Below are 12,283 nucleotides of genomic sequence, written 5' to 3'. Positions count from 1 at the left end.
CGGTACAATAGATTTTAAGTTTGCATTCGCGTTTAATACGACACTATCAAGATTCTCTCAATCAAAACTCAACCTTTAAGTGGGGATATAAAAATGGCTACAGTGATCGGTACCGTGACTAAAGTTCAAGGGATGGCAATTGTGGTGGATGCCAATGGCAACCGCCATATGCTGCAAGTGGGCGAAGCATTGCACGCCGGTGATAAAGTGATCACCGCAGGCGGCGCCAGCGTCGATGTGAAACTTGCCAATGGCGAAACTGTGAATTTTGCCGAAGCGCAAACTGTGAAGATTACAGATAACCTGGCCCAGGTCGATGTGTCCGATGTGACTGAGAATGCAGTCAACCAGGCTGTATTTGATGCAGTATTGGTCGCCCTGAATGAAGGCCGTGATATTACTGAAGTTCTTGATAGCCCTGCTGCAGGTGAGGCAGGCAGTGACGGTGATGCCAGTTTTGTGAACCTAGATCGTATCTCCGAGAGCGTTGGCCCGGCAACCCCCTATGATGGCGGTAGTGCATTTGGTGAGCCTACCATCGAAACCGCTCGGCAAAACTATATGTATTTCCCTAACTCGCCAACCATCACCAATGTTGTTCCAGGCCATCCTGGCCCAGGTGGAGACACCGTGGTTGAGGGTGATACCCTGGTTTATACCGTGACCTTGAGTGCAGCACCTCAAGCAGCAACCACTTATTCATTCAATCTGGGTGGCGGTACTGCAACGGCTGGTGATGATTACGGTACACCAACTTTCAGCAATGGCGTAACTTATAACCCTGCGAATGGAACAATCACTGTCCCACCTGGTGTAACCAGCTTTACCGTGACTGTGCCAACCATTGATGACACTGTCGTTGATGATCATTACGACGAGACCCTGCCATTGGAAATTGGTGGTGTGACAGGCACCGGCCATATTCTGGATAACGACAAACCTACTGTAGTCACAGTAGACCCTGGCACACCAGGCGTTGGTGGTGACACCGTGGTTGAAGGCGGTACCCTGCATTACACAGTGACCCTGAGTGCTGCGACCAATACAGATACTGTTTACAATTTTGAGCTTGGCAAAGCGGGCGATACAGCGACACCTGGTGCTGGCCCTGACTTTGACTATGATCCGGCAAAAGTCACCTTCAGCAATGGCGTAACTTACAACGCAGCAAACCACACAATCACCGTGCCGGCAGGTGTTACCAGCTTTACAGTGAATGTCCCGACCACTGACGATACTATCGTTGATGCCCACTATGACGAAACTGTGTCCTTGACTATTGGTAGCGTGGATGGCAACGGTAATGTTGTTTCTGATACAGGCACAGGTCATATCCTGGATAATGACAAGCCTACTGTAGTCACAGTAGAACCAGGTCAACCTGGTGTTGGCGATGATGCTGTAGTTGAAGGTAATAACCTGGTTTACACCGTGACACTGAGTGCACAAACCAATACGGCTACTACCTACAACTTCACTCTGGGTGGCGGTACCGCGACAGAAGGTCTGGATTACACAGTGCCACCAACCTTTACCAATGGTGTGACTTACGATGCAGCCACAGGCACGATCACTGTGCCAGCGAATGTCACCAGCTTCACCGTGACAGTACCAACCAAGGATGACAACATTATTGAGCCTGATGAGACTGTGCCGTTGACGATCAGTAATACTGACAACACTCATAGTGTGACTGGTACCGGCATCATTGAGGATAATGATCGCGGCATTACCCTAGATGCAGGCAGCAAAACAGCTGTCTCTGAAGAAGGCTTGGCAAACGGTATTAAAGACAATACCGGTAGCCCAGATACCACTGACTCAGCCCAGGCAACGGGCGGCTTTACCTTGAACGGTAGCAACGATGGCGCTGTCTGGAGCTTGCAGGCCCCGAGTGCTGCCCTGACTTCTGGTGGCCAGCCCGTGACCTGGAGTGTATCTCCTGACGGTCATACATTGACAGGCTCTGCCGGCGGTAACACCGTGCTGACTGTCACGATCAACGATCAAGGCAAGTACAGCATTGATTTGAAAGCACCGCTGGACCACCCTGATGCCAGTAAAGAAGATACTGTAGCAGCCAATGTTGGTGTCAGTGTGACCGTGAATGGCGTTACACAAACAACCACTTTGCCAGTGAGCGTCGAAGATGATGCACCAGTGGCTCAGGGTGGCCCAGTGGCAGTAAACAACGTAGATACCAACAATGTCGCCCCAGATGTTTCATTAACCAACAGCCATAATTTGTTAGGCCTGGTGGGTGCTTCTGCCTTGAACCTGATTGACCTGAGCACGCATTCTGCCTTTGGTGCAACAGACGCCAACAACAACATCAGCAAGGTTGAATTGAGCTACACGGGGTTGATTTCCCTGGGGGGCTTGCTGGGCCCACGTGAATTCAGCGTTTCCCAGGCATTAGCTGCCGAGTTGGGCCTCAAGGTGGACATCACTTACGACCCCGGTTTTCTGGGATTGATCGTACCATCCTCTCACTTAGTCATTACATCATTGGATGGTGGCCCGATCGATAACCTGGCTATCAACGAGTTATTGGCAACCGTCCGCCTGGATGGTGGTGCAATCAGTGTTGACGTATTAAATGCGGTAACCATTACGGCTACCGATACCCAGGGTGCTTCAGACAGCAAAACACTGGGTACGCTGGCAGACGCAAATGTGTTGAGCAATGCTACGACCAATCCAAATCTCAAAGAAGGCGATGGTGGCAACAATACACTGACAGGCACTACTGGCGATGACCAGCTGTATGGCCATGGCGGTAACGACACACTCAATGGCGGCGACGGCAATGACTTGTTGCGCGGTGGTGCCGGAAATGACACCCTCAATGGCGGTGCTGGTAATGACATCTTGATCGGTGGGACTGGTAACGATACCTTGACTGGTGGCGCTGGCAACGATGTGTTCCGTTGGGAGAAGGGCGACCAGGGCACAGCGGGTACTCCAGCTGTAGATACCGTAAAAGACTTTACCCTGGGTACAGACGTGATTGACCTGCGGTCCCTGCTGCAGGGTGAGAACCTGGCTAATCTGTCCAGCTATGTACGTGTGACTGTCGAGAATGGCAACACTGTCTTGCATATCAGCAGCACAGGCGGCTTTACCGGTGGCTATAGTGCTGGTGCTGAAGACCAGACCATCGTGCTGGAAGGTGTAAACCTGCAAACCACTTACGGTACAACAGACAGCACACAAATTGTGAGCGACCTGGTGCACAGCGGCAATTTGGTCATTGACCCGGCAGTTGCCACTGCTTCTGGTAGCTTCGGTGCCTTTGGTGCAGATGGCGGTCATGTACAGAACATTATTGTGGGTGGCGTGACTTACACTTACAACGCAACAACCAATGCGGTCACTACCAGTGGCACTTCTCCAGCAGTGACTGGTTATGGTTACGATGCAAATAGCCACGAATTGACAGTGACCACCGCCAAAGGCGAAACCATTACCGTCAATATGCAAAACGGGGAATACCTCTACAATGGTAGCCGTCCATTGGTGACTGGTGAAAGCACCAGCCTGGGCTTCACCTTGATTGATAATGATGGTGATACCTCTTCCTCCAGCCTGCAATTTAATGGTAGCGGTCAGCCAACCATTACCACTGTAGCGCCTGGTGTCGGTCATGACATCGTGGTTGAAGGCAATGATCTGGTTTACAACGTGACTTTAAGTTCAGCCACTGGCGCGCCAGCTACCTACAGCTTTAATCTGGGTGGTGGTACTGCTTCTTCAGCTGACTATGATTCAACAAAAATTACTTTCAGCAACGGTGTGACTTACAACGCAGCAAACCACACAATCACCGTACCAGCTGGCGTGAGCGGTTTCACCGTGACTGTTCCAACAGTGGACGACACGATTGTTGAATCTCTGTATGAAACATTGCCATTGGAAATTGGTGGTGCAGTTGGTACAGGTATTATCCAGGACAACGACAAGCCGAACGTGATCACTGTAGAGCCAGGCCAGCCTGGTGTAGGTGATGATGCCGTGGTTGAAGGTAACAACCTGGTGTACACAGTGACCCTGAGTGCACAAACCAATACAGCAACGACTTATAACTTCACATTGGGTGGTGGTACAGCGACACAGGGTGATGACTACACCGTACCCCCTACCTTTAGCAACGGTGTGACTTACAATGCTGCGAACGGTACGATCACTGTACCAGCTGGCGTGACCAGCTTCACCGTGACAGTACCGACAGTCGATGACACTGTGGTTGAAGCCTTGAACGAGACAGTACCACTGACCCTGAGCAACCCGGATGGCAGCCATGTTGTGACCGGTACAGGTATCATCATTGATAATGACAAACCAAACGTGATCACCGTAGAACCAGGCCATCCTGGTGCGGGTGATGATGCCGTGGTTGAAGGTGTATCTCTGGTGTACACAGTGACACTGAGTGCCGAAACCAACGTACCAACAACTTACAACTTCACATTGGGTGGCGGTACGGCCACGGCTGGTTCTGACTACACAGTGCCACCGACCTTCAATAATGGTGTGACTTACAATGCTGCAAACGGCACGATCACCGTACCAGCTGGCGTGACCAGCTTTACAGTGACAGTACCGACAGTGGATGACCAAATTATTGAGTCAAGTGAGACCGTGCCACTGACGATCAGCAATCCGGATGGTACTCACAGTGTCACTGGCACAGGTACTATTCTGGACAACGACAGCACAACGACCACAATCACCGTTAATGGGACGCCTACGACTACAGACGACAGTGTGGTTGAAGGTAACACCCTGACCTTTGAAGTGAGCCTGGGCAAAGTTGCTGACCATGACATGACTCACACTTTCTCACTAGGTGGCAGCGTGACACCTGGCTTGGATTACGATCCATCCAAAGTTACCTTCAGCAATGGCGTTACCTATGATTCAGCTACTGGAAAAATCACTGTTCCTGCTGGCGTAAAAGACTTCGTGGTGACAGTGCCAACAATCGATGACGTTCTGATCGAGAATCCAGAGACCTTGACCCTGACAGTAGACGGTGTGACAGGAACTGGTACTGTGCTGGACAACGACAGCACCACGACCACAATTACCGTCAACGGTACGCCTTCGACCACTGATGACAGTGTTGTTGAAGGTAACACATTGACCTTTGAAGTGAGCCTGGGCAAGGCAGCCGATCATGTGATGACGCATACTTTCACTATTGGTGGTAGTGCGACTTCAGGCCTGGATTATGCCGCATTGACCAGTGCAAACTTCAGCAATGGTGTGACTTACAACTCAGCTAACAACACAATCACCGTGCCAGCTGGCGTAAAAGACTTCGTGGTGACAGTGCCAACGATTGATGATGTTCTGATTGAGAACCCAGAGACATTAACCCTGACAGTCGATGGTGTAACAGGGACAGGTACTATTCTGGACAACGACAGCACCACGACTACGATCACCGTCAACGGTACACCTACGACTACAGATGATCATGTTGTTGAAGGTAATACGCTGACCTTTGAAGTGAGTCTGGGTAAAGCCGCTGATCATGCGATGACGCACACCTTCTCACTGGGTGGCAGCGTGACGCCTGGTTTGGATTACGATCCATCAAAAGTAACCTTTAGCAATGGTGTGACTTACAACTCAGCTAACAACACAATCACTGTGCCAGCTGGCGTGAAAGATTTCGTGGTCACGGTGCCAACGATTGATGACGTTCTGATTGAGAATACAGAGACATTAACTCTGACAGTAGATGGTGTGACTGGAACAGGGTACGTTGATGACAATGACAGCACAACGACTACGATCACCGTCAACGGTACGCCTACGACGACAGATGACAGCGTTGTTGAAGGTAAGACACTGACTTTTGAAGTGGGCCTGGGCAAAGCCGCTGACCATGCGATGACTCATACCTTCACAATCGGTGGTACTGCGACTTCCGGCCTCGACTATGCCGCACTGACCAGTGCCAACTTCAGCAATGGCGTGACTTACAATGCTGTGAATGGCACGATCACTGTGCCAGCGGGTGTAAAAGACTTCGTGGTCACCGTACCAACCATTGATGATGTTCTGATCGAAAATCCAGAGACCTTGACCTTGACCGTAGATGGTGTGACAGGGACTGGTACTATCCTGGACAACGACAGCACCACGACTACGATCACTGTGAACGGTACTCCTTCGACTACTGATGACAGTGTAGTTGAAGGCAATACGCTGACCTTTGAAGTAGGCCTGGGCAAAGCCGCTGATCATGCAATGACTCATACGTTTACTATCGGTGGTACTGCAACCTCCGGTTTGGATTATGCCGCACTGACCAGTGCCAACTTCAGTAATGGCGTGACTTACAACGCTGCGAATGGCACGATCACTGTGCCAGCGGGTGTAAAAGACTTCGTGGTCACCGTACCAACCATTGATGATGTTCTGATCGAAAATCCAGAGACCTTGACCCTGACAGTAGATGGTGTGACAGGGACTGGCACTATTCTGGACAACGACCGCGGTATCACTCTGGATGCAGGCAGCAAAATGGCTGTTTCTGAAGAAGGTTTGGCAAATGGCATTAAAGATAATGCCGGTAGCACAGATACTACGGATTCAGCCCAGGCAACCGGTGGCTTTACCTTGAATGGTAGCAATGATGGTGCGAAATGGAGCCTGCAGGCACCAAGCGATAGCCTGACTTCCGGTGGCAAGCCTGTGACCTGGAGTTTGTCTAGCGATGGTCATACGTTAACTGGCTCTGCTGGCGGTAGCACTGTCCTGACAGTGACAATCAATGATCAAGGTAAATACAACATTAACCTGATTGCTCCTTTGGATCATCCTAACGGTAATACCGAAGATACCGTGGCGGCTAATGTGGGTGTCAGCGTGACTGTCAATGGCATTACGCAAACCACTACCTTGCCAGTGAGCATCGAAGATGATTCGCCAGTAGCAAAAGATCAGACTATTGTCGCAACCAATTCGACCAATACCAATCTGTTGATCACACTGGATATTTCTACCAGTATGGATACCAGAGATGGTGTAAATGGCGCGACCCGTCTGGCAAGTGCGATTCAGTCAATTAAAAATCTGCTTGCTAAATATGATGATATGGGTGATGTTAAAGTTGCCTTGGTTGTGTTCTCTGATGCTGCTAATACCAAGCAGTTGGGCAGTGGTTGGGTAACTGTCGCAGAAGCTGAGGCTTTGTTGAATGGCATCTCTACCAAAGGTAGCACCAACTATGATGCGGCGCTAAATAAGGCGATGAGCGCTTTTGACAGTACCGGTAAACTAGATAATGCACAAAATGTGTCTTATCTGTTCACGGATGGCGAGCCTAACCTTGGTTTGGGCGGGTCGGGCACCTTGAGTGGAAGCGAAACTTCATCACAAAGTGATAGAGGTATCGATACTGCTGAAGAGAAAATATGGACTGATTTCCTGAATCAACATGACATCAACTCTTATGCCATCGGGATGGGGTCAAGTACATCGACTACCAATTTGAATCCGATTGCTTATAACGGTCAAACAAGTACCAATACTAATGGTATTGTGGTGACTTCATATAGTCAGCTGGATAACGCGTTAAGCCAAACAATCAGCAGCCCGGTGAATGGCAGCCTGGTTGAGGGAGGCGGTTTTGGTGCAGATGGTGGATACGTGAAGTCGATTACTGTTGGCAGCGTAACTTATACGTTTAATGCCTCCAACGGTAGCATTACGCCAAGCCAGAGTGGTAGTACATATTCGTATGACTCAAGCAGCCATAAACTGTCTGTGACAACCGACAAAGGTGTCTTGATTGTGGATATGGATGATGGTGCGTTTACCTTCACGCCCAAAGACACCAATGTGACTGGCTCAGCCCAATTTGGTTACACATTGAGTGATCGTGATGGTGACGTCGGCTCTGCAACATTGACGGTGACCATGGCTAAATCTACTGCACTTCCGGCTGTAGCACCTGATGTGGGTAATGCCTTGAACGCATCCGGTTTGGTGACTATTCCTGGCTTGTTGAATGTTGATCTGCTGAACTTTGCCAGCCGTCAGGCATTTACGGCAAGTGATGTAAACAACAACATCCAAACGGTTACCATTGATTACGCTGCGTTGGTGGGTGTTGCGTTAGGTGCAAACTTCCTCAACTACTCATCAGCTGTAGCTAGTGAGTTGGGCTTAAAGGTAACTTATGATCAAGGTAGTTTCTTAGGCTTGGGCGCTCATGGCCAGATGGTGATTACGGCTCTTGATGGTGGCACATTGGATAACCTGAAACTGAACGAGTTCCTGTCTACGGTTAAAACCAATGCGGCAGTCGGCGTTGGCGTGCTGGATCATTTCACGATTACAGCGACCGATAGTACCAATCTGCATGACAGCGCCAGTTCAACCAACCTGGTTAATATCGATTTGTTGAGCAGCAATAACAACACAACCATTATTAGTGGTACTGATGGTAATGATACTAAGACTGGCACAACTGGTGACGATATTATCTACGGCTATGCAGGTAACGATACGCTGAATGGTGGAGATGGTAACGATATCCTGCGTGGTGGTGCTGGCAACGATACGTTGAATGGCGGTAACGGTAATGACATCCTGATCGGTGGTAAAGGTGACGATACCTTAACAGGTGGTGCGGGCGTGGATGTCTTCAAGTGGGATAGAGGTGATGATGGTATAGCAGGCACACCTGCTAGAGATACGATCACTGACTTTAACACCGGGACTATCAGCAATGGTGGTGATGTTTTGGATGTGCGTGATTTGTTGCAAGGTGAAAACAGTAGCAATCTCACTAACTATATTCACTTTGAGAAATCTGTGAGCGGTGGCGTCACTAGCACCGTTATCAACATCAGCTCTAATGGTGGCTATGCTGGGGATGCACATAATGTGGGTGGTGCTTTCAACAGCGGTCATACTACCCAGCAGATTGTGTTGACAGGCGTTGATTTGACCAGTGGTCAAACCACAGATGCTCAGATCATCGCTAATCTGATGGCTCAGCAAAAACTCGTCACAGATTAATAGTGTATTGATGTTCAAAAGGCGGCCTGCGGGTCGCCTTTTTTTATGCTTGTCTGTGTACATCCACCCATGGGTAGGTGTACACAGCAGAAGGTGCTTCAATAATGGAGAGCTTTTCTGTTGATTAATTTTGATAATGCACGATTTGAGTGATGCTTGCGCATCCTCCGCTGCAACAAAAAACGTTTGATATTTTCGGGCTAGTTATGAGGCTTCTATGCTTTTAATCATCTTATTCTTAATAAATACATAAAAATATATTTATTATTTATTAATTTCTATTTATTCAATAATATGTATAAATTAAAAATGTATTAATAAATACATAAATATGATTTAATAATGACTATTATTATAAGTAACTCATTATTATGGATAATTTAATTAAATCGACAGAAGAAGTGGAGAAGGCGCTGGGTGAGCAGTTCCGGCAGATGAGAATCCAGGCCGGGTTGGACCAGAAAGAATTGGCAGGCAAGGCTAATATCAGCCTGGGCGCTGTCATGAACCTGGAGAACGGACGCGGCTCCTCATTGAAGTCTGTGGTGAAGGTGGTCAGGGCTTTGGGGCGTGAAGACTGGTTACACTTGCTGGCGCCGCAAGTGGCGGTGAGCCCTATGCGTCTCTTGAGGGCTCAACGGGAAGAAGCGCCCAGGCGTAATGTTTTTCGGCCAAGAAATGCTAAAGGTTGAATATGTATAAACCCGTCAATGTCATTGAGGTGAAGTTATGGGGAGATACGATTGGTGCCGTGGCATTAGACCCCGGATCTGGATATTATGCATTTGAGTATGAGGCTAAATGGCGTCAGAAAAGGATTGAGATTGCGCCATTGCATATGCCGCTGAATGATAGAGCTAATATCTATATTTTCCCCCACCTTCCCGAACTGACCTTTAAAAGATTGCCGGCGATGCTGGCTGATGCCTTGCCGGATGATTTTGGTAACGCTTTAATTGATGCCTACCTGGCAAAGCAGGGTGTTGCAAAAGAGGCTATTACGTCTCTTGACCGTTTGGCTTATATGGCAAACCGCAGCATGGGGGCATTGGAGTTTAAACCGGCACGGTCACCTAAAAACAATAAAGCAGCTTCCGCAGTTGAGATTTCTCAATTGGTGGAAGGCTCGAGAAACGCATTGGCAGGCAAGTTTGAGGGAGACGAGGAAACCGAAGCCGCAATTCTGAACATTATCCAGGTGGGCACTTCTGCAGGGGGCGCGCGGGCGAAAGCCGTGATCGCGTGGAATCGGGAAACCGGGGCAATCAGGTCGGGGCAGTTACCCGTAGCAGGCGGGTTTGAGCACTGGTTGTTAAAACTGGATGGCGTTGGCAAGGATAATGAGCTTGGCACGGGCTCGGATTATGGCCGAATTGAATATGCGTATTATCTTATGGCACGGGCAGCTGGTATTTATATGTCAGAAAGTGCTCTGCTGGAGGAGAACGGGCGGGCGCATTTTATGACAAAGCGCTTCGATCGTGATGGCAATATCAAACATCACATTCAGACCTTGTGCGCGATGAATCACCTGGATTACAAGCAAAGAGCAACACACGACTATAGCCAGTATTTTCTGACGATGTTGAGTTTGGGTATGCGCAACCATTTAAGCGAGGCTTTTAGAAGAATGGTTTTTAATGTGCTGGCAGCAAATTGCGACGACCATACCAAGAATTTTTCATTTTTATTGAAGCAGCATGGGCAGTGGGAACTGGCGCCCGCTTATGATGTGACGCATGCCTATAATCCTGCAGGGGCGTGGACATTCCAGCACTTGATGTCTGTCAATGGTAAGTTTAAAGACATAAATAAACGTGACCTGATGGCTGTTGCCGACAGGTTTCAGGTGCCTGATGCACGTGCCATCATTGACCAAGTGCAGGCTGCCCTATTGAAATGGAAAGAATTTGCGGATGAGGCTGGCTTAAAAGAGTCTGTTTATCTGGCGGTCAGGAAAGATTTTCCTGACATTTAAAGCCATCAAAGTACTGTGATATATCCAGTCGCCGTAACAAGCGGGTCAATGGCATAAAAAATGGGCACCTGATGGTAGCCGGTGGGTGCAGGTTGATCTTTCTTTTGAGAGGTCAGGTTTTCTGTATCACGATATTAGGAAATTTGGCACTGTGGTCCAGGCTGGCAATGGCAATCTTGCTGGCGGCTTTACGTGCGATTTCCTTGTAGGTTCTGGAGATGGGGCTGTCTGGTGATGCAACCACGGTTGGCTGTCCGCCATCGGCCTGCATGCGGATATTGATATCCAGCGGCAGGCTGCCCAGTAAATCCACGTTGTAGTCATGGGCCATCACTGCACCGCCGCCCGCACCGAAAATATGTTCTTCGTGACCACAGTTGGAGCAGATGTGCGTGCTCATGTTTTCGACAATGCCGAGGATAGGGATGCCGACTTTCTCAAACATTTTCAGGCCTTTGCGTGCATCGAGCAGGGCGATGTCTTGCGGGGTGGTGACAATAATCGCACCCGTCACCGGAATTTTCTGCGCCAGGGTGAGCTGGATATCGCCGGTGCCGGGTGGCAGGTCTATCACCAGGTAATCCAGATCCTGCCAGCGCGTATCGCGTAATAATTGCTCCAGTGCACCGGTGACCATGGGGCCACGCCAGACCATGGGTGTGTCGGTATCGACCAGGAAACCGATGCTCATGGCCTGGATGCCGTGCGCACGCATGGGTTCTATGCTTTTGCCATCGGCACTATCCGGTCGGCCGGAAATGCCCAGCATCTGCGGCTGGCTGGGGCCATAGATATCGGCATCGAGCAGGCCGACATTGGCACCTTCGGCGGCCAATGCCAATGCCAGGTTGACTGAGGTGGTGGATTTGCCTACGCCGCCTTTGCCGGAAGCAACGGCAATCACGTTTTTCACATTGGGCAGCAAGTTGACGCCGCGCTGCACGCTGTGTGCGACGATGCGGCAACCGGCGTTGACCGTAATATTGCCTATGCCATCTATGCTTCTGAGTGCATCTGCCACCTTCTGGCGGATCACATCCAGCTGCGTTTGTGCCGGATAACCCAGCACGACCTCCAGGCTGACATCATTGCCTGTGATCTGGATGTTCTTGATGGATTTGCCACTGATAAAGTCTTTACCAGTGTTGGGGTCTATGCAAAGTTTTAAGGTGCTTTGAATGAGTAATTCAGTGATGGCCATGCCTGGGTTCCTGCGGTAATGCCTGACTAATCAGATCGGGTATTTTACCGCATCGCCATGCG

General features: G+C 49.5%; 4 protein-coding genes. 3 read left to right on the top strand and 1 reads right to left on the bottom strand.

Going from position 1 to position 12,283, the window contains the following annotated elements:
• Positions 1-93: 93 nt before the first annotated feature.
• The 3 genes from BLP53_RS13865 to BLP53_RS05175 all read left to right on the top strand — a co-directional run bounded on the left by BLP53_RS13865 (position 94) and on the right by BLP53_RS05175 (position 11,020).
• A complete protein-coding gene (locus BLP53_RS13865; RefSeq protein ID WP_091471064.1) occupies positions 94-9,042 on the top strand; it encodes a retention module-containing protein in 8,949 nt (2,982 codons plus the stop codon).
• A 371-nt stretch (positions 9,043-9,413) separates the two neighbouring features.
• Positions 9,414-9,734, top strand: a complete 321-nt coding sequence (locus BLP53_RS05180; protein ID WP_091471061.1) for a helix-turn-helix domain-containing protein — start codon at positions 9,414-9,416, stop codon at positions 9,732-9,734.
• 2 nt (positions 9,735-9,736) lie between these two features.
• The gene (locus BLP53_RS05175; RefSeq protein ID WP_091471058.1) at positions 9,737-11,020 is read left to right on the top strand and encodes a type II toxin-antitoxin system HipA family toxin; all 1,284 of its coding nucleotides are present in this window, start codon (positions 9,737-9,739) and stop codon (positions 11,018-11,020) included.
• Between the two features lie 112 nt (positions 11,021-11,132).
• Here BLP53_RS05175 and apbC read toward each other — a convergent pair whose 3' ends face one another.
• Positions 11,133-12,221, bottom strand: coding sequence for an iron-sulfur cluster carrier protein ApbC (gene apbC, locus BLP53_RS05170; protein ID WP_091471055.1), 1,089 nt, complete (start codon positions 12,219-12,221; stop codon positions 11,133-11,135).
• Positions 12,222-12,283 lie beyond the last annotated feature (62 nt).

Origin of the sequence: Methylophilus rhizosphaerae (assembly GCF_900100975.1) — a bacterium.
GTDB lineage: Bacteria > Pseudomonadota > Gammaproteobacteria > Burkholderiales > Methylophilaceae > Methylophilus > Methylophilus rhizosphaerae.
The sequence above is the reverse complement of the archived record's forward strand: the minus strand, read 5'-3'. Positions and strand labels throughout refer to the sequence as shown.

Bases quoted from the DNA above. Each gene is read 5' to 3' on its own strand.
- BLP53_RS13865 (WP_091471064.1), top strand. From the start codon at position 94: ATGGCTACAGTGATCGGTACCGTGACTAAAGTTCAAGGGATGGCAATT.
- BLP53_RS05180 (WP_091471061.1), top strand. From the start codon at position 9,414: ATGGATAATTTAATTAAATCGACAGAAGAAGTGGAGAAGGCGCTGGGT.
- BLP53_RS05175 (WP_091471058.1), top strand. From the start codon at position 9,737: ATGTATAAACCCGTCAATGTCATTGAGGTGAAGTTATGGGGAGATACG.
- apbC (WP_091471055.1), bottom strand. From the start codon at position 12,221: ATGGCCATCACTGAATTACTCATTCAAAGCACCTTAAAACTTTGCATA.